At 59.8% G+C, this 16,767-nt stretch carries 19 protein-coding genes, 1 tRNA gene and 3 pseudogenes; 6 read left to right on the forward strand and 17 right to left on the reverse strand.

The genetic code is table 11. From position 1 onward, the window contains the following. The 6 genes and pseudogenes from DMZ65_RS17510 to DMZ65_RS17540 form a co-directional block, all read right to left on the reverse strand. A pseudogene (locus DMZ65_RS17510) lies at positions 1-303 on the reverse strand (transposase); the annotation flags it as partial. Between the two features lie 260 nt (positions 304-563). After that, entirely contained in the window at positions 564-803 is a 240-nt protein-coding gene (locus DMZ65_RS17515; RefSeq protein WP_157960674.1) for an integrase core domain-containing protein, read from the reverse strand. Positions 804-873: 70 nt separating this feature from the next. Beyond that, positions 874-1,002, reverse strand: a pseudogene (locus DMZ65_RS17520) (IS110 family transposase); the annotation flags it as partial. Positions 1,003-1,237: 235 nt separating this feature from the next. Further along, on the reverse strand, positions 1,238-1,504 hold the full coding sequence (locus DMZ65_RS17525) for a transposase (protein WP_116600062.1): 267 nt from the start codon (positions 1,502-1,504) through the stop codon (positions 1,238-1,240). Between the two features lie 801 nt (positions 1,505-2,305). After that, positions 2,306-2,512, reverse strand: a complete 207-nt coding sequence (locus DMZ65_RS20055; protein WP_116600064.1) for a helix-turn-helix transcriptional regulator — start codon at positions 2,510-2,512, stop codon at positions 2,306-2,308. Positions 2,513-2,698: 186 nt separating this feature from the next. Beyond that, positions 2,699-2,773, reverse strand: a tRNA-Phe gene (locus tag DMZ65_RS17540). Between the two features lie 193 nt (positions 2,774-2,966). Between DMZ65_RS17540 and mnmH the strand changes: the two genes are divergently transcribed. Next, positions 2,967-4,043, forward strand: a complete 1,077-nt coding sequence (gene mnmH / locus DMZ65_RS17545; protein ID WP_116600089.1) for a tRNA 2-selenouridine(34) synthase MnmH — start codon at positions 2,967-2,969, stop codon at positions 4,041-4,043. A gap of 6 nt (positions 4,044-4,049) precedes the next feature. On the opposite strand, the gene selD is transcribed toward mnmH, so the two are convergent. The 10 genes from selD to DMZ65_RS17595 form a co-directional block, all read right to left on the reverse strand. Further along, positions 4,050-6,197 carry a selenide, water dikinase SelD gene (gene selD, locus DMZ65_RS17550; protein ID WP_232825046.1) on the reverse strand — a complete coding sequence of 716 codons (2,148 nt, stop codon included), beginning with the start codon at positions 6,195-6,197 and terminating at the stop codon, positions 4,050-4,052. Positions 6,198-6,278: 81 nt separating this feature from the next. Continuing rightward, complete coding sequence (locus DMZ65_RS17555; protein WP_116600066.1) at positions 6,279-6,473, reverse strand: DNA gyrase inhibitor YacG; 195 nt, start codon at positions 6,471-6,473, stop codon at positions 6,279-6,281. Next, on the reverse strand, positions 6,473-7,489 hold the full coding sequence (locus DMZ65_RS17560; RefSeq protein WP_116600067.1) for a ribonuclease E/G: 1,017 nt from the start codon (positions 7,487-7,489) through the stop codon (positions 6,473-6,475). Before DMZ65_RS17560 ends, DMZ65_RS17555 begins: the two co-directional genes overlap by 1 nt. Continuing rightward, on the reverse strand, positions 7,486-8,064 hold the full coding sequence (locus DMZ65_RS17565; RefSeq protein WP_116600068.1) for a Maf family protein: 579 nt from the start codon (positions 8,062-8,064) through the stop codon (positions 7,486-7,488). The genes DMZ65_RS17560 and DMZ65_RS17565 overlap by 4 nt, the downstream gene beginning before the upstream one ends. A gap of 11 nt (positions 8,065-8,075) precedes the next feature. After that, entirely contained in the window at positions 8,076-8,294 is a 219-nt protein-coding gene (gene infA / locus DMZ65_RS17570; RefSeq protein WP_005978431.1) for a translation initiation factor IF-1, read from the reverse strand. 83 nt (positions 8,295-8,377) lie between these two features. Further along, complete coding sequence (locus tag DMZ65_RS17575; RefSeq protein WP_116600069.1) at positions 8,378-9,262, reverse strand: carbon-nitrogen hydrolase family protein; 885 nt, start codon at positions 9,260-9,262, stop codon at positions 8,378-8,380. Positions 9,263-9,323: 61 nt separating this feature from the next. After that, entirely contained in the window at positions 9,324-9,776 is a 453-nt protein-coding gene (locus tag DMZ65_RS17580; protein WP_116600070.1) for an arsenate-mycothiol transferase ArsC, read from the reverse strand. Positions 9,777-9,782: 6 nt separating this feature from the next. Next, positions 9,783-10,262: a UPF0262 family protein gene (locus tag DMZ65_RS17585; protein ID WP_084354494.1), complete on the reverse strand. Its 480-nt coding sequence runs from the start codon at positions 10,260-10,262 to the stop codon at positions 9,783-9,785. A gap of 215 nt (positions 10,263-10,477) precedes the next feature. Next, positions 10,478-11,782, reverse strand: a complete 1,305-nt coding sequence (hisD, locus tag DMZ65_RS17590; protein WP_116600071.1) for a histidinol dehydrogenase — start codon at positions 11,780-11,782, stop codon at positions 10,478-10,480. A 136-nt stretch (positions 11,783-11,918) separates the two neighbouring features. Then, positions 11,919-12,059, reverse strand: coding sequence for an integrase core domain-containing protein (locus DMZ65_RS17595; protein WP_116600072.1), 141 nt, complete (start codon positions 12,057-12,059; stop codon positions 11,919-11,921). Between DMZ65_RS17595 and DMZ65_RS17600 the strand changes: the two are divergent. Together DMZ65_RS17600 and DMZ65_RS17605 are read left to right on the forward strand one after the other, a co-directional pair. Continuing rightward, positions 12,043-12,290 (forward strand): annotated as a pseudogene (locus DMZ65_RS17600) (IS256 family transposase); the annotation flags it as partial. The gene DMZ65_RS17595 and the pseudogene DMZ65_RS17600 overlap by 17 nt on opposite strands. Positions 12,291-12,430: 140 nt before the next feature. Further along, positions 12,431-13,258, forward strand: coding sequence for an HNH endonuclease (locus DMZ65_RS17605; protein WP_116600073.1), 828 nt, complete (start codon positions 12,431-12,433; stop codon positions 13,256-13,258). A gap of 315 nt (positions 13,259-13,573) precedes the next feature. Here the strand turns inward: DMZ65_RS17605 and DMZ65_RS19560 are convergent, their stop codons facing one another. Continuing rightward, positions 13,574-14,239 (reverse strand): response regulator, encoded by a 666-nt coding sequence (locus DMZ65_RS19560; protein WP_157960675.1) that lies wholly within the window; start codon positions 14,237-14,239, stop codon positions 13,574-13,576. Between the two features lie 246 nt (positions 14,240-14,485). Here DMZ65_RS19560 and DMZ65_RS19760 point away from each other — a divergent pair, with 246 nt between their 5' ends. The 3 genes from DMZ65_RS19760 to DMZ65_RS17620 all read left to right on the forward strand — a co-directional run bounded on the left by DMZ65_RS19760 (position 14,486) and on the right by DMZ65_RS17620 (position 16,739). Beyond that, a complete protein-coding gene (locus DMZ65_RS19760; RefSeq protein WP_198662730.1) occupies positions 14,486-15,025 on the forward strand; it encodes an EF-hand domain-containing protein in 540 nt (179 codons plus the stop codon). A 177-nt stretch (positions 15,026-15,202) separates the two neighbouring features. After that, positions 15,203-16,123, forward strand: coding sequence for a serine hydrolase domain-containing protein (locus tag DMZ65_RS17615; protein ID WP_232825047.1), 921 nt, complete (start codon positions 15,203-15,205; stop codon positions 16,121-16,123). 73 nt (positions 16,124-16,196) lie between these two features. Continuing rightward, positions 16,197-16,739 (forward strand): cytochrome b, encoded by a 543-nt coding sequence (locus tag DMZ65_RS17620; protein WP_116600075.1) that lies wholly within the window; start codon positions 16,197-16,199, stop codon positions 16,737-16,739. Positions 16,740-16,767 lie beyond the last annotated feature (28 nt).

Here is a 16,767-nt window from a genome sequence, read left to right on the forward strand (position 1 = left end):
AGCGATGCTCGGCGACGAACGCGTACTTCATTTTGCATCCTTGGCGAAGTACGCGGCTGCCTTTTTTAATATATCGCGCTCCTCCGTCACCCGCGCCAGCTCACGCTTGAGCCGGCGGTTCTCAGCTTCATGGTCCACAGATGACGCATGTGACGCGGCCGTTGCGTACAACTTCATCCATTTGTAAAGCGAGTGGGTGCTGACGCCTAAGCGCTCTGAAACCTCACGAACTGGATATCCACATACCGTGATCTGATGCACTGCGTCGCGCTTGAAATCCCCACTGAAATTTGGCTTCCCCATTATGGCCTCCTTGCCTCAAAATTAGGGAAAAAAGCGTCTACAATACTAGGGGCTATTCAGGCGACCCACTCACACGTTTGTGCAACTTTACTGGCTCCTACAATCCTTCTTTTCTGCATGCACGGAAGTTGGAGCGACGGGAACGATCGTTTGTCAGCCATAAGCCAACAGTGTCCTGTTAAACCCGGAGAGCCACCCTGAGGTGGTCCCAGCTTTTCGGACAGTTTCGCAGCGTTTCTAAGGTGTATCGGGTTTAGGTTTCATGCTGCGTGTCGCTCTTCCAAGCCTGCCCAATATGCGTCGTCCGGCGTCTGCCGATCAAGCGCGGAATGGGGCCGTCGGGTGTTGTAGAAAGCCATCCAGTTCTTAACGACGCGGCGGGCCTGGAAGCCATCGGAGATTTCCTCAAGGTATATGGCTTCCTGCTTTAGAGATCGCCACAGGCGTTCGATGAAGATGTTATCGAGATATCTTCCCCGACCGTCCATCGAGATGCGCACGCCCACCTCAGTCAGCGTGGTAATCCAGGCCGATCCGGTGAACTGGCTGCCCTGGACGCCCTTCTAAGTGTCAAGCCGCGATTTGAGTCTGATTGATCTGCTTTTGGCGACGTACGATGATGTTGAAGACCTCACGTGCGATGTATCGTTTGAGGCAGCGGATTGCTTCGAGCTTGGAATGGCCCTCTGCTATACGTCCGACGACCGTGCCTTCTCTTCGCAGATAAGCCGCGATCTGACGACTACCGAAGAACGGATATTTGGTGAAGACCCGGTCGACCTCCTTCATCAAAGCCAGCGTGTCCGCGTTGATGCCGAGCGGCGTGTAGTAGAAGGCCGACCGGCTCAACCGCACCAGTTTGCATTGCTGGCTGATACTCAGCGCAGGGTGATCCCGTTTGATCATGGCGCGTTTCTTGCCGGGGTTCATCGCTTCAGCCCTTCCGACAAAAAATCATTCTCAACCGCCAACCTCCCGATCTTGGCGTCAACTCCTTGACCTCGGCTTCTGTTGGACCGCTCTGTTTGCCGCCAGAGAAAACATCCGCCATGCACTCGATGGCCTGCCGTTTCCACGTGCTGACCTGATTAGGGTGCAGCTGATGCTTCGCTGCGATCTCCTGCACGGTCTTGTCGCCACGAAGCGCTTCCAACGCCACCTTGGCCTTAAACTGATCTGTAAAGTTCCGGCGCTTTGCCATTCTCGTATCCCTTCAAAGGTTTGGGATACACCTTAGCCGACTGTCCAGTTTTCTGGGACCACTTCACCCTTCAGTTTGTGGTCACAGCAGATAGATTATAGCGAAGGATCAAGCTGAAGAAACCATCTTATACAAAGAGCTCTACGGAACCGGTCGCAAATCAAGCGGCAGACGGGGTAAGGAAATTAGGATGATTACCGCCCGGTTTCGCCCGGGTGCGGCTTCCGAATTGAAATGAGTCAATATTTACCCTGGCATGAAGGAGGTTGGGGCAAACGGCCTATATAACAAGCTGGTTGGTCGTGCAGCCATCATGGACAAATTGAAGGACGAGCCAAATTCAGGGTTGTTCTTGGTCCTCGACACAACAAACCTTCGTTGCGGCTATTGCGTTTGCACTTTTTATGAAGCTGCCCTGCGAATCGCGCTTTGGTTCGAAACCGACGGGGGACAGCAGACAAACCGCAGAGTTGCCCTCAGCAGAGTGCTACGCTCAGTTCGAGTGCGCTACCTTGAGTAGCCAAGACATATGGATACTGCCGAGAAAGGTGAAGCGAGTGAGGGCCTGAAGTCGGCTGTCGAGGTAGAGGTGCCGATCAATCTAAGCGTGTCTGCCTTTGCAATGTGGGAGCGTGACCGGGGTTCTCGGATGTGCTTCAGCGTCGGTCCCATGCTATTCTTTCAGCTATAGAGGAAATATCGCATCAAGGCTCCTCCGTCGGAGAAACGCTTCCTTCTGCGACGACCGTTTCAGAAGCGTTTTCTGCAACGGAAGTTGGAGGTTCATCCACTGAAGTCTGATCATCTAAGCATTCTGGCAGATAAGTGCCTTCGCACTACTTGCATGACAACGGACAGTCGCCAGCGGCTCGAGCGGCCCAATTTCTGTGCCTTCGGGAATGCTCCCCGGTCGATGTCCCGGTAGATGCTCGCTTTCGAGCGGGATAGAATTTCGCATACCTTCCCGATCGGTAGCAGAACGTCGTGGGCAGTAGCTGTATTGTACATCTGTCATCTCCAAGTGATCACTGAAGATGAAATGATGTCGATCTGGTTTCGCCGGAAATGCAAACGTGCGAGAATGTCGACTTCAAGCAACAAACGAAGGAGAGAAGTCTGTCGTCCCGATGAGATGAAAATTAAAACTGAGTGACAATACACAACGGAAATATGCCTATATTTCAATTGTTATAATGGTGCCCGGGGGCGGAATCGAACCACCGACACGAGGATTTTCAATCCACTGCTCTACCCCTGAGCTACCCGGGCATGGGGAACGTCTCGACGTTCGGGTGCAGGCCTTCTAGACCTGTGTTGCGGGCGTGTCCAGAGGGGAAGCGTTAAAAATCGGGGACTTCTGGCAACAAGTTTCTCAGACCGGCACACGGCAAGGCCGATGGCGTCGTGCGACACCGTCAACTTCGCCCTTTCGGCGGCGAGCCATGCCTATATGATGGCGCGCATGACACAGGACTTCCTTGATTTTTCAGAGTTTCTCGGCCACGGGTTCGACGATGTGATTGACGTGCGCAGCCCGGCAGAATTCGCCGAAGATCATGTGCCGGGGGCCATCAACCTTCCGGTGCTCGACAACGCCGAACGCGCCAGGGTCGGCACGATCTATGTGCAGGAAAGCCGCTTTCTCGCGCGCCGGATCGGCGCGGCTTTGGTATTTAAGAACGCCGCCCGGCATATCGAAGGGCCGCTCGCAGACAGGGATCGCGATTGGCGGCCTTTGGTCTATTGCTGGCGGGGCGGGCAACGCTCTGGCGCGTTTGGGTGGATGCTGCGCCAGATCGGATGGCAGGCCGAAACGGTCGAGGGGGGCTATCGCAGCTATCGGCGCGCGGTAAACCGGATGCTGCATCTTGACCCCCTGCCCTTCAAGGCGGTGTTGCTGGGCGGCTATACCGGGACAGCCAAGACGGATCTCTTGCATCGGCTGTCGGCACGGGGCGTGCAGGTGCTTGATCTGGAAGGTCTGGCCCGGCATCGCGGGTCGTTACTGGGCGAAATGGATGCCCCACAACCCAGCCAGAAAGGGTTCGAAACCGCCATCGCGCAAGTGCTTGCCGGGCTGGACCCCGCGCGCCCTGTGGTGATCGAGGCCGAATCGAGCAAGGTGGGCGAGTGTCTGGTGCCGCCCAGCCTGTGGGCCGTGATGCGCGCCGCTCCCTGGATCGAGGTGACGGCACCCATCACGGCGCGGGCAACCTATCTTGACCGCGCATATGACGATATCCTCTCCGACACTGACAGGCTGCGCGAACGGCTAACGCCGTTGAAAAGTTTTCGCGGACGCGAGGTGGTCGAGGGCTGGTTTGCGCTGATAGATGCCGATGACCGGCTGGCGCTGACACAAGCATTGATGGAGCAACATTATGATCCGGCCTATGCCAAATCGCGCAAGGGCGTTGCCCCCCGAACGCTGGGAGAGGTCGCGATGAATGCGCTGGATGACGCCGCACTGGACGCCGCCGCCGCGCGCATTGAGGACATGGTGGCGGGCTGGGACATGAAAGACAGTCCGGCCGGGTGATCTGTCTCAGCCAGTCACAAATTTCACCATCGGCGCACCCGCCAACAGATGCCCTACCCTTACCGCCGGAAACCCGGCGGCGCGCAGATCACGCAGCAGGCCGGGGCAATCTGCTTCGGGAACGGCGGCAAGCAGACCGCCCGCTGTCTGCGGGTCAAGCATCAGATCGGTCAGCGGATCGCTTTGCAGACCGGGATGCATCGCAGCGTTCTGAGGAAAAAGCGACGAGCGGACGCCCTGCCGCGCAAGCTCCAGCGCGCCGGGCAGCAATGGGACGTGAGCGGTTTGCAGCTCTGCCGCGCAGCCCGCTGCCTGGCAGATGTTCAACAGATGCCCTGCCAGGCCGAACCCGGTGACATCGGTCATCGCATGAGCACCAGCCAGCAGACGCGACGCTTTGGCCTGCGATTGCTGCATGTGACGCAACGCCTCGGCTACCCAGGCACCCCTGGCCTGCAACTGCATCTCGGCCGCCATGACGGTGCCGCTGCCGATAGGTTTGGTGAGGATAAGCACATCGCCGGGACGGGCACCACCCAGCGTTACGGCCGCCTCGGTCAGGCCGGTGATGCTGTAGCCGATGGTCAGCGCCGCGCCAACAGAACTGTGTCCGCCGACAATATCGGCACCGGCCTCGCGCAGAACTTCTGACGCGCCTGTCATGATTTCGGACAGGCTACGCTTGGTCAGCGCATCAGACAGCCGTGGCAGGATGACAGAGACAGTGGCCGCCTGAGGTGCGGCCCCCATCGCCCAGATATCGCCAAGCGCGTGAATGGCGGCGATCCGCGCCATGATGTAGGGGTCATCCATAAGGCTGGACAGGTGATCCGTGCTCAGCACCTGCTGCTTCCCGCCGATCTGCAACAGTGCCGCGTCATCCCCCGGCAATGCGTGGATGTCGGCGCGTGTGGGCGCGGGCAAGCCAGAAAGCACGTCGTGCAAAGCGCCCCGCCCCACTTTTGACCCACACCCACCGCAGAGCGGTTTAGGCCCCAGCGCATCCTCCAACCCGGCCACCCGGTCGCGCGGCAAGGGTGCCGGCGGCATCGGCTTCAAATTCTGGAACCGGGCCATGAATTTCTGATCGATATGGTTTTTCCAGCGCCACATCAGCCCGCCTGACACTGCGAAGCCCGCCCTTTCAGCCAAGGCGCGCTTGCCGCCCATCGACACCAGCTTGAGATAGTCTTTTTGAGGATGGTAGCTGCGCAAGGACTGATCCGTCAGGCATGCGCGAAGATTTGCCAGCAATACCGGGGCCTGTCGCACGGCGTAGACGCCGGCCTTCGGGCGCGGCGCATGGGTCATCGCTGCGCAGTCCCCCACCGCGAACACCCGAGGATCAGAGGTTTGCAATTGCGCCGAGATATTGAGGAACCCGTCAGTGTGGTCCAACCCGGTCCGTGACAGCCACCCGTAAGGCCTTGCCCCCGCGGCCCCGGTTGTAAAATCGCTGACGATCTGGCGACCGTCTGCCAGCATCACATGATCCGGCTCGACGCTGGCGACCCCGGCACCTTCGATCACCGTGACACCATAGTCGTCAAGCGCTGCGCGCATCTTGGCAACCGTCTGCGCGGCCATCCCCTTCAGGATCGCACCGCGATCAATCAGATGCGCCTCGGCGTCGCGCCCAAGCTCTCGCAGCGCATGGGTCATCGCCAGAACCAATTCGACACCGGCAATGCCGCCGCCGATCACGGCGATCCGCGCCGGGTCTGTCCCGTTGCGGAACCCTTCCCAACGGGCGGCAAAATCCGCCAGCGGTTTGGCCGGGATACCGTGTTCGGCAAACCCTGGCAGATCCGGCATCGCAGACGTGATGCCAACATCAACCGAACACAGGTCGAACCCTATGGGCGGACGACCGGGCACATGGACTTCGCGATGCGCAACGTCCAACCCGCTCGCAGCACCAAGGATCAGCCGCGCCCCAGCGAAACGCGCCAGTCGCACAAGGTCTATGTCCAGCGCATCCCGGCTGTAATGTCCGGCAACAAATCCCGGCAACATGCCGGAATAGGCCGCGGTCGGGTCCGGGTTGATAAGGGTCAGCCGCGCGCCTGCCAGCGGTTTCATTGCCCACATGCGCAGCAGCAGCGCATGGGTGTGACCCCCGCCCACAAGGACGACATCGCGCGTCTGGATCATCGCATTGCCTTGCATCGCCCGACCTTTCAAAGCTCCGCAAGGCCTAAGACGCAAATCGAGGCTCGGCAAGGCCGTCGCGGCCTAGTGCGGTTTGGAATCGCCCTCTTCGCGCGCCTCTTCCAACGCGTCGAGCACTTCGTCCACATCATCCGGATCGGTCGAAGGGATCGCGTAGGACCCGGTCAACCATTTGGCCAAGTCAACATCCGCGCAGCGTTTCGAGCAGAACGGACGGTAGGCCGGGTCGGTGGGTTTCTCGCAGATCGGGCAGTTCATCACACGGTCCAGTTCAGCGGCGCGCGGCCTCGCTGACGTTGCAGTTCGTAATTGCCAAGCGGCGTCCAGCCAACCAACGCCGTCTCGATGCTGTCGGTCTTGAAGGCCTTGCGCAATGCGGCCTCAAATCCTCGGCGGTCCTTCTTGGGCATCGGCGCAAGATCAAGAACCACCTGCCCGCCAAGGCCACGCAACCGCAAGGCCCGCGGAAGCAGACGCGCCGCAGCCATGTTGGCCTTCAGGCCCGCCGCCGGAGACGTATCGCCGCCGGTATTCACATCCACCGCGATCAGCGCGCGCGTGGGTTCTACATACATCTCTGCACCACCGCCCAGCGTTACGGCGGGGCTTGCCAGCAGGTCGATCTGATCCAGCACATCCAGCCGTTCGAACCCGCCGGGCTCGGCCTCGACATCCGCCGGATCGGTCCAGTCGCGCCATGCAAGGCTGTGTGGCCCATCGCCTTCGACCAACAGTTCCGTTTGACCCTCAAGATCCCCCATGACCTGCGTCGCCAACGCCAGGACAGAAGCGATGTCTTCGCCAATCTCCTCCGGCTCGGCATGTTCGCAGGCAGAGCGCAGGATCAACCCGTAGGGACCGTCCATCACCTCATGCGCAATTTCCAGAATCTCGACGCGGGCCTCCTCGTCGCGAATGCTGCGCGACAGGTTGATGCCCGGCGCGTCCGGCGTGACGATGGCATACCGGCTTTTGAACAGGACGCGTTGCGTGACGGGCAGCGCCTTGCCGGGTTCGGGATAGCCGGTCAGTTGCACCAGAACCGGCTGGCCCGGACGCAGCCCCGTGCCCTTGCGCAGAAACGCCATGCCGTCGGGTGTCTTGAGAAACATGCCCCCCATCCCTTTCACGGGTCGGTCGGCAATCGCACGGTAGATCGTGCCGGGGCGTGGGCCATCCGGTTCGATCAGCAGATCGTCAAGCACGCCATCGACAAGCAGCGCCGCCGCCTCGCGGTCGCGCAATGTATCCAGAATGATCTGTCGGCCCTTCATGACGCGTCCTTGAATAAGGGGTATCCGGCCGCCTGAAGCAGGCCCGCCGTTTCCGCAAGCGGCAGACCGACAACTGCGGAAAAGCTGCCGGAAATCCACGGGATGAACGCCTGAGCCGGCCCCTGAATGCCGTAGCCCCCTGCCTTGCCGCGCCATTCGCCGGTTTGCAGATAGAAGTTCAGTTCCGGATCAGAGATTGCCTTCATCCGCACCTGCGTGACCACGTCCTTTTCCCAGACGCGGTGGCCGCGCCTGACGGCAACGGCCGTGATGACCCGGTGCCGCCTGCCCGACATTGCCAGCAGGAATTGCGCGGCCTCGCCCGCATCGGCGGGTTTGCCCAGGATACGCCGCCCCAAGGCGACCGTCGTATCGGCGCAAAGCACCAGATCGTCGGGATCCGCCTTGACGGCACGGACCTTTTCTACAGCCATGCGCGCACAATAGGGGCGCGGCAGTTCAGCTTTCAAAGGGGTCTCGTCGATATCGGGCGGGCGCACGTCGTCTGGCGTCAGCCCAAGCTGAGCCAACAGCTCCAGCCGTCGCGGGCTGCCCGATCCGAGAATGAATTTCACTGCAAGTACGGTTACTTGAAGCGATAGTTGATGCGACCCTTCGTCAGGTCGTAAGGTGTCATTTCCACCTGCACCTTGTCGCCTGCAAGGACACGGATGCGGTTCTTGCGCATCTTTCCTGCCGTATGTGCGATGATCTCATGGCCGTTTTCAAGCTCGACCCGAAACGTCGCATTCGGCAGGAGTTCCTTCACGACACCGGGGAATTCGAGCGTATCTTCCTTGGCCATGTTCTCTCCTAAGTGAACGACTCCGCCAGTATGCGAAGCGCGCTCTTAAATGGGCGTAAAACCCCAGATTTTCAAGGGCTATCTCAGCCCATTCGTTCAATTGTGATAGGGCCTGCCCGGCCCGCCTGTTCAGGCCAGTGGGCGCGGTTGAGCACCACACCGTCGCGGCGGACATGCGCAATAGCCGCGGGATCCACATCGGCATAGACCCAGCCCGCTTCGTCAAGCTGGCCTTCCGCCATCACGCCGGTGGCTGGGAACCCTGTATCAGGCGGGCAGAAAATACCGCCTTTTCCAACACTTACATCCATAAGATCCGTCCAGGGCGCGGTGCCAACAGTCGAGGCGACAACCGTTACGCATTGCGATTCCAGCGCCCGCGCCATGGCACCGGTCCGCACCCGTGAGTGGCCAGACAGCGCCTCGGTGCAGGACGGAACCAGCATGAATTCAGCCTCGGCAAGCGCCCGGCCCAACAACGGAAATTCGCTGTCATAGCAAATCAGAATACCGATTCGCCCCAAAGACGTCTCGAACAGGCGCAAAGGCCCACCGGGGATAATATCCGCAACCTCGCGTTCGTAACGGGTCATGATCTGTTTGTCCTGGGTGCCGATTGCACCGTTCGGTGCAAAAAACCTCGCCCGGTTGACCGGACGTTGCCCAAGCGATGGGTCAAATACCGGGGCGGAACCTGCCAGAATGTGCAGCTTATAGCGGCGGGCCAGATCCGCATGCAGCGCATCCGCGTCAGGAACAAGATCAGACACGGCGCGAAACGACGCCTCCAGATCGCCCACCACGGACGGGCCCGCCAAGGTCGCCAGTTCCATCCCGGCATATTCGGGAAAGACCAACAGATCGGCCCCGTTGGAAGAGGCCTCTGCCACCCAGCCCGACAGCTTGGCGGCGTAGGCATCCCAGCATTCCAGCACATCGAGCGGATAAGAGGCTGTGGCAATCCTCATGGCATCGCCAAAATATAGCGCGCCGCACCCGTCGTCAGACTGGCAAAGGCAGGGGCAAAACTCATCGCCGTGAAGCCCCCCATTTACGCGTTAATTGGTCGACGATCTGATCGCGTGTCTGACGATAGGCGCTCAGCTTGGTGTCGCGGGTTTCACCCAGGCTGGTCGGGTCCATGACAGGCCAATATTCAACCGTCAGATGGTAAAACCGGGTCAGATCCAGGGCGCGCCGCTGTGACGCCGGTGACAGTGCCACGATCAGATCGAAAGAGGACAGCGTGTCCCCCAACTGCTCCATCTCGTCAAAACTGCGCGAGCGGTGGCGGGAAAGCTCCACCCCGATCTCGGCGCAGGTTGCGATAGCGAACCCGTCAATTTCCAGATCGTTCACGACGCCAACCGACTGGACATAGACATCGTGTCCGTAAAAATGCTTCATTATGCCCTCGGCCATGGGCGAACGTACAGCATTGTGATCGCAGCAGAAAAGGACAGATTGAGGGAGTGCCGACATACGGCGTCAACCCCCGAAATGCAGGACGCAGATCAGGGTGAACAAGCGGCGGGCAGTGTCGGCATCAACCTCTGCCTTGCCGTCAAGACGCTCTTCCAGAATGCGGGCACCTTCGTTGTGGATACCCCTGCGTGCCATATCAATGGTTTCAATCTGACTGGGCGGCAGGGATTTCACCGCGTCGAAATAGCTTTTGCATATCTGAAAGTAGTCCTTGACCACCTGCCTGAACGGCGACAGCGAAAGATGGAACTCTGCGGCCTTTTCGTGTTCTTCGGTCACGACATCGAATACAAGCCGCTTGTCGCGGATCGAAAGCCCCACATGATAAGGTCCGGATGGCACAAGCCGATCGTCGCGCGCGGGTAACACAAAGCTGTTGGCCTCAAGCAAGTCAAACATCGCAACGCGCCGCTCCTGATCGATCTCAGGGGTTGGCGGCGGCAGATTGGCGTCGTCCAGTTCAATATGGCTGATGCGGGACATGGGCGCGGTTCCTCAGGTTATCCGCACGATAGTAGCTTGTGCTGCAATGCAGCACAATGCTGTCGTAATTCGCCAAGAAAATGTGTCGTTATAAAGGGTGAAATCTACGGAAGTTGTATTCGGATGGACCTCTGGCAGGGCGAAACGGGCACCCTGCCAATAGAATCCGCAGGCAACGAGGAACGGGACCGCGTCGTCGGTTAACCTGCCTCGCGCTACTTCTCGTTCAGCTTGTTCAGCCTTGCCGTCACCGACAACCCATGTGCTTCAAGCGATTCCGACCGCGCCAGCCGTTCCGCCGCAGGTCCGATCACCCGCAGCGCCGCCGGTGTCATCTTTGCAATCGTCGTCCGCTTGATGAAATCCATTACCGAAAGTCCGGAAGAGAACCGCGCAGAGCGCGCCGTCGGCAACACATGGTTCGGACCACCGACATAATCCCCAATGGCCTCCGGGGTCCACTGCCCCAGAAAGATCGCGCCTGCATGGTTGGTTTTCTCGGCAAGCGCTTCGGGGTCTGCCACACATAGTTCAAGATGCTCCGGCGCGATTCGATCTGACAGCGCCGCCGCCTCGGCCAGATCGCGCACCACGATCACGGCACCATAGTCACGCCAGCTTGCGCCTGCGATGTCTCGGCGTTCCAGCGTTTGCAGACGCGCCTCCACCGCCCGCGCCACGCGTTGGCCGAAAGCCGCATCATCGGTGATCAGCAGCGATTGCGCGCTTTCATCATGTTCGGCCTGGCTCATCAGATCTAGCGCGATCCAGTCGGGATCGTTCTCCGCATCCGCAATCACCAGGATCTCGGACGGACCCGCGATCATGTCGATGCCCACCTTGCCGAACACCCGCCGCTTCGCCGCCGCGACAAAGGCATTTCCGGGTCCGGTGATCTTGTCCACCGGCGCAATCGTTTGCGTCCCATAGGCCAGCGCCGCAATCGCCTGAGCGCCCCCGATCCGGTAGATCTCATCCACACCGGCAATGCGCGCCGCAAGCAGGACCAGCGGATTGATCACGCCATCCGGCGTCGGCACCGTGATCGCCAGCCGCTGCACCCCTGCCACCTTCGCGGGAATGGCATTCATCAGGACAGAGGATGGATAGCTTGCCAGCCCGCCCGGCACATAGAGCCCCGCGGCCGATACCGGCGTCCAGCGCCAACCAAGCGTCGCGCCGTCAGGGTCCGTCCACTGCGCATCCTCGGGCATCTGGCGCACATGATACGCACGGATCCTCTGGGCTGCGGTTTCCAGCGCCATGCGGTCTTCGGTTGAAACCTTCGCGCATTCCGCCTCGATCTCGGCCGGGGTGAAGGCCAAGCCATCGGATGACAAATCCAACCGGTCGAACTTTGCCGTCAATTCCAGCACAGCCGCATCGCCGCGGGTCCGGACATCGGCGATGATTTCCGCGACAATGTCATCCACATCCGGGCTGTCCTCGCGCTTGGCTGACAGAACTGCCGCAAACTGGGACTCGAAATCCGGTTGGGTGGTGTCGAGAAAAACGGGCATGGGTGCTCCTACGCAAAGTTGCGTGCAGACATAGACCCGAGCGTCTGCGGTCTCAAGCACTGCTACATGAGTCTTTGGACGCATTTGCTCTGCTCCCCAAGGTTGGACCGTTCGAAGCTGAAATTTTCCGGCTGTTTCACGATGACGGGCCGTTGACGTCATCGGAATAGTGCATGGTAATCGGGACGCTGTACCCGATCGCGCTGTGAGGACGATCCTCCTTGTAGTGCCTACGCCAATCCTCCAGTTTTTTCGTGGGCGTCGGCAAGCTGGTCAAGGACCGCGACGCGCTGCTGACCTTCTACGACTATCCGGCGGAACGCGCACAAGTGCTGGCAAGCATATCTGCACGTCAAACCCGACCGAGAGCACCTTCGCCGCCGTCTGGCACCGCACGAAACGCACCAAGGGCGGCCTCAGCCGCAAGACCGGGCTGGCCATGGCTCTCGCTCTCCGTTCTGGAGCGGCTGGAGTTGCGGCGCGAGCCCTCGGTGCTGTCAACCTTTGACCTTTGCGGCATAGCGGAGCTGCCGTGGATCGAGCACCGGAGCAGGTGTTTGACTGATTTCTGTTGCGGCCAGATCACAAATGCTGGTCGCGTGAAAACTTCGATCCAGTTAAGATCCCTCAACATTCCTGGAGCCCCTCATGAAAATCGGTCAATTCGTCAAGCGCAACATCTCCGCAATCTTTCAATACTGCAAAACTAGCGATCCTTCGGAATTTGCGCGGCTCCAAGACCCCCAATATTCAAAAGAAACCTTTGATATAAATTATCCCTTCTGCAAACCTGTCTCGAAAATCGCGCCAGAAGAGCATATACGTTTTTACAATGCCATACATGACGTTCACGGCATCCCGGTTCGGGTGACAAGTCAATGGTTCAACCCACCGACCAGCAAGAGCCTTCCTCTCTTTCGGCGATATCTGGCAAAGCTAAACATTGCGCCAGATCTTAGCCCGCAGGAGGCACCAACCTCGATCGCAGCCAAAGAGCGCGCGGCACGGGGTCGCTACCGGGGCAGTGCCATCGGCATCGCCCAAAACGCTTTTGTCCGACACCTTCTCAGCCGCATTGGCGACGAACAATTCAATGCCGACCAGTGGCAGGCAGTCATTTCCGATTTCGACCAACGCTGTGCCTATTGCGGTGCGGCGGGTGATCTGGTGATGGAGCACGTCATTCCGATCAATCGCACTGCCCTTGGCGAACACCGCCTCGGCAATCTTGTTCCGGCTTGCCGATCTTGCAACTCTACGAAAGCCGACCAAGACTATCGCGCTTTCCTCGCTCACGAAACGGATAGGATTGCTGCGATTGAGGCTCATATGGCGAAACATGACTATGTTCCGATAAGAGACAACCAAAGGCTCAGGCAGATTATTGAACTCGCGCATCAAGACGTGCGCCAGCTTGCAGACCGCTATGCGGCGATAGTCGAGACCATGCTTGCGGGCGAAGAAGACAAAACATGACTATTCCTTGGGGGTTTGGGATGCGAACCCACCCAAGAAAACCGCCAATTTACGCTGGCATCCCAAGCAACGCGCCTACCACGCCTTCTGGCTATGTTGCCATCGATGTCGTTCGGAACGCACGTTCGGATTTTGGCAGGGTTCGCAGGCAGGTTACTGAAAAGTAACAGTAAAATTGGACAGAACCGGAACGGGCGAGGTTCGCCCAGACGAAGCCGGAGGGCCATTCTGAGCCCAACTTCGGCCTAGCTGCGCGTCTATAAGGTTCGGTCGTTCTCGCAAGCCCCTTTGATAACACGGAAAAATCCATGCACGTCAGGGTGGTGTCACTGGTTCGCAATGGGGGTACTCAATCTTGCGTCGTAGGCGACTCACCGTGTTGTCGATGGCCCGATCATAGACCTTGGCCTCGCGCCCGGCTGTCAGGTCCAACAATCTATCGCGGCTCAGGACCGTGTGGGGGTGATCGAGAAAGACTTCAAGAAGGCGGCTCTCGCCGGAGGTCAGGCCCACCTCCCGGCCATTCTTGTCGAAAAGCGCGAACAGGGTCGGATCGTGTATCCAGTCTTCGAACCGCCGTTTTGCCGACGCCACCAGTCGCTCTGGGGGCCGCATGCGGCGCAACACAGCACGGATACGGGTCAGAAGCTCGCGCGGGTTGAACGGTTTGACCACATAGTCGTCCGCGCCCAGTTCCAATCCGACAATGCGGTCGGTCTCATCGGCCATGGCGGTCAGCAAGATCACCGGCGGCCCGCCTCGCGCCACCAGCCAGCGGCACAGGCTAAGCCCGTCTTCGCCCGGCATCATGATGTCGAGCACGACCAGCGCCAGGTTGCTCTGGTCCACGATCTGCCGGGCTTCGCCTGCATGGGCGGCAAGCTGAGTACGAAAGCCCTGTTTGCGCAGATACTGCCCAAGCGGCTCGCGGATATCGCGGGCATCGTCAACGATCAGGACTTGCGGGCTGGTGGGTTCCAAGAACGACGACTTTCGATGATATTGCGTTTTGTTGTCCGATTTATCGTGAGGTATTTAACCGGCTTCACACGCACCGTCACGGCAAAGGCCGCCTTGTTTGTCGCAAAATGTATCAGCCCCGCGCCCCGCGACAATCAGCGACAAAACTCGCTGTTGTGTGACATGCCTTGTTGGCCGGGCTTTCCTATTTCGGATGCATCGGAGGCGATTGGGCTTTCGTTCTCCGCATCAAAAAGGGATGAGACAATGAAAAATTCAAGATTTCTTACCATCGGTTTGCTCACACTTGCGCTGTCCGGAGCAGGCACGAATGTGGCTCTGGCTCAGACAAGTGGCAATGACGCGGAAACCGCCGCGCCGCAAACCAGGGCGGAGCGGGTTGAGGCCCCCAGCGACAGGAGCGCAAAGCGTCGAGAGTACAACCATAAAGGACGTCGCGGCAACCGCACATTCTGGGGACGCGGTGGGTCCGAGATATTCCGGACCCTTTTCAACGAAATAGATGCCGACGGCGATGGCGCGGTGACGCAGGAAGAGGTGGACGCCTATCGGGCAACCAAGGTGGGCGAAGCCGACACCTCGGGCGACGGCGCGCTCAGCATCGAGGAATTCGACACGCTGTATCGTGAATTCACCCGTTCGCGGATGGTCGACGCGTTTCAGAAACTCGACGCGAACGGCGACGGTGTTATCGATGCCGATGAACTGGATACCCGGTTCCGCGATATCGTCGAACGGATGGACCGCGACGGTGACGGCGCGCTGACGCTGCAACACCGCAGGTAATGGACCGGACAGGCGGGCGCGACGACCGCCCGCCCGTCGGCATCGGCAGGCCCGGTCTGACGGGCTTGTCGGATCGGGAACAACAGACAGGTCGAACCATGCACTACACACGACGCAAAACCTTGGCTCAGTGGACGGCGGCACTTGCCGCGCCCACATTATTGACGACACCGCTATTTGCGCAGACCCCGGGGATGGACGAAATCGGAGCGCTGGCAGGGCGACCTCGACCAACTGCACGCGCTTGTCGTGCGGCGTGGGGGAGCGACTGTCTTCGAGCGCGCTTTTGCCGGGCCCGGCCTCGGCACGCCGGCAAATGTCAAATCCGTTTCGAAAACCCTTCTGGCGCTTATGACGGGCATAGCGATTGACCGCGACGCCCTGGCTGGCGCGGAAGTGCGGGTGTTGTCGGCGTTGGGGCGCCCCGCAACCGGCGATGCGCGCGACGAGATCACCGTCGGAGACCTGCTGTCGATGCGGGCTGGACTGGCCAGCACCTCGGGCGAGGATTACGGTGCCTGGGTCGCGAGCCGTGACTGGATCGATTTCGTCCTGACCCGCGACCTCGTGGCCGAACCGGGCGGGCGCTATATCTATTCGACGGGGGGCTGGCATCTGCTGGGCGCGATATTCGCCCGCGCCACGGGGCGTAATCTGCTGGACCTTGCACGCGGCTGGCTCGGCGCGCCGCTGGGCATCGAAATTGCGCCATGGGAGCGCGATCCGCAGGGCAACTATATGGGTGGCAACCAGATGGCCTTGTCACCCCGCGCGCTTGCCCGCGTCGGCGAGATGGTCTTGAACGATGGCGCATGGAACGGCACGCAAGTGGTGCCTGCCTCGTGGATCGCTACATCCTGGGAGCCGCGGGTCCAGTCGCAATATACCGGCGACGACTATGGCTACGGCTGGTTCCTGACCTCGATCGGCGGACATCGGGCCGCCTATGGACGGGGTTACGGTGGTCAGGTCTTCGCGGTTGTTCCGTCCCTCGATCTGACGATTACCATTACGTCAGACCCCAATCGCCCCGCCAGAACGGCAGGATATTTTGGTGAGCTTCAAGCTCTGATGAACACAATCGTCTCAAAAGTCTAAAACGGCAGTATCGTCCGGCTCATACCCCAAAGAAACATTAAAACTATCGACAACACGACCATACGGAGAGTTTATGCCTGACCTATCCGACAACCCTGACCGCTACGGCGTCATAAGTCGAACCCTGCACTGGGGCATGGCTGCGCTGTTTGCAGCGCAATTCCTGTCTGCCGGTGCACGCCTGACGCTTCCGCGCGGAGACACGTTCCGCGAGTTATTATGGAGCTATCATCACACGCTCGGCGTCACGCTTTTCCTGCTGGTCCTGCTACGCGGTGCCTGGGGCCTGGCGAACATGCGTCGGCGTCCGCCTGCCCATACAGGTCTCATCGGGCAGGCCGCGACAGCGGGGCATGTGGCAATCTATGCCCTCATGGTGATCGTTCCGGTGGCCGCTCTTGCTGCCGAGGCGGGTGACATCCGCGGGTTCAGCTATCTCGGAATCGAGATATTTCCGCCCCGCGAAACGAGAGTGGCCTCCTTGCAGGCATTGGAAGAATGGCATGCGACACTGGGCTGGATAGTCGGACTTCTCGTGCTCGGGCACATCGCAATGGCAGTCGGTTGGCATCACCTGATCAAACGCGACGGTTCTCTAGAACGTATGTCCGGTTAATTGCGCTGCGAAATTGAAGTTCACGGCA

It is taken from the genome of Primorskyibacter marinus (assembly GCF_003313245.1).
Lineage (GTDB): Bacteria > Pseudomonadota > Alphaproteobacteria > Rhodobacterales > Rhodobacteraceae > Primorskyibacter > Primorskyibacter marinus.

What these genes read in the sequence shown, in the direction of transcription:
- DMZ65_RS17575 (WP_116600069.1), bottom strand. Translation starts at nt 9,262, where the DNA reads ATGAGGATTGCCACAGCCTCTTATCCGCTCGATGTGCTGGAATGCTGG.
- DMZ65_RS17580 (WP_116600070.1), bottom strand. Translation starts at nt 9,776, where the DNA reads ATGTCGGCACTCCCTCAATCTGTCCTTTTCTGCTGCGATCACAATGCT.
- selD (WP_232825046.1), bottom strand. Translation starts at nt 6,197, where the DNA reads ATGATCCAGACGCGCGATGTCGTCCTTGTGGGCGGGGGTCACACCCAT.
- infA (WP_005978431.1), bottom strand. Translation starts at nt 8,294, where the DNA reads ATGGCCAAGGAAGATACGCTCGAATTCCCCGGTGTCGTGAAGGAACTC.
- hisD (WP_116600071.1), bottom strand. Translation starts at nt 11,782, where the DNA reads ATGCCCGTTTTTCTCGACACCACCCAACCGGATTTCGAGTCCCAGTTT.
- DMZ65_RS20055 (WP_116600064.1), bottom strand. Translation starts at nt 2,512, where the DNA reads ATGTACAATACAGCTACTGCCCACGACGTTCTGCTACCGATCGGGAAG.
- DMZ65_RS17605 (WP_116600073.1), top strand. Translation starts at nt 12,431, where the DNA reads ATGAAAATCGGTCAATTCGTCAAGCGCAACATCTCCGCAATCTTTCAA.
- DMZ65_RS17585 (WP_084354494.1), bottom strand. Translation starts at nt 10,262, where the DNA reads ATGTCCCGCATCAGCCATATTGAACTGGACGACGCCAATCTGCCGCCG.
- DMZ65_RS17525 (WP_116600062.1), bottom strand. Translation starts at nt 1,504, where the DNA reads ATGGCAAAGCGCCGGAACTTTACAGATCAGTTTAAGGCCAAGGTGGCG.
- DMZ65_RS17555 (WP_116600066.1), bottom strand. Translation starts at nt 6,473, where the DNA reads ATGAACTGCCCGATCTGCGAGAAACCCACCGACCCGGCCTACCGTCCG.
- DMZ65_RS17620 (WP_116600075.1), top strand. Translation starts at nt 16,197, where the DNA reads ATGCCTGACCTATCCGACAACCCTGACCGCTACGGCGTCATAAGTCGA.
- mnmH (WP_116600089.1), top strand. Translation starts at nt 2,967, where the DNA reads ATGACACAGGACTTCCTTGATTTTTCAGAGTTTCTCGGCCACGGGTTC.
- DMZ65_RS17560 (WP_116600067.1), bottom strand. Translation starts at nt 7,489, where the DNA reads ATGAAGGGCCGACAGATCATTCTGGATACATTGCGCGACCGCGAGGCG.
- DMZ65_RS19760 (WP_198662730.1), top strand. Translation starts at nt 14,486, where the DNA reads ATGAAAAATTCAAGATTTCTTACCATCGGTTTGCTCACACTTGCGCTG.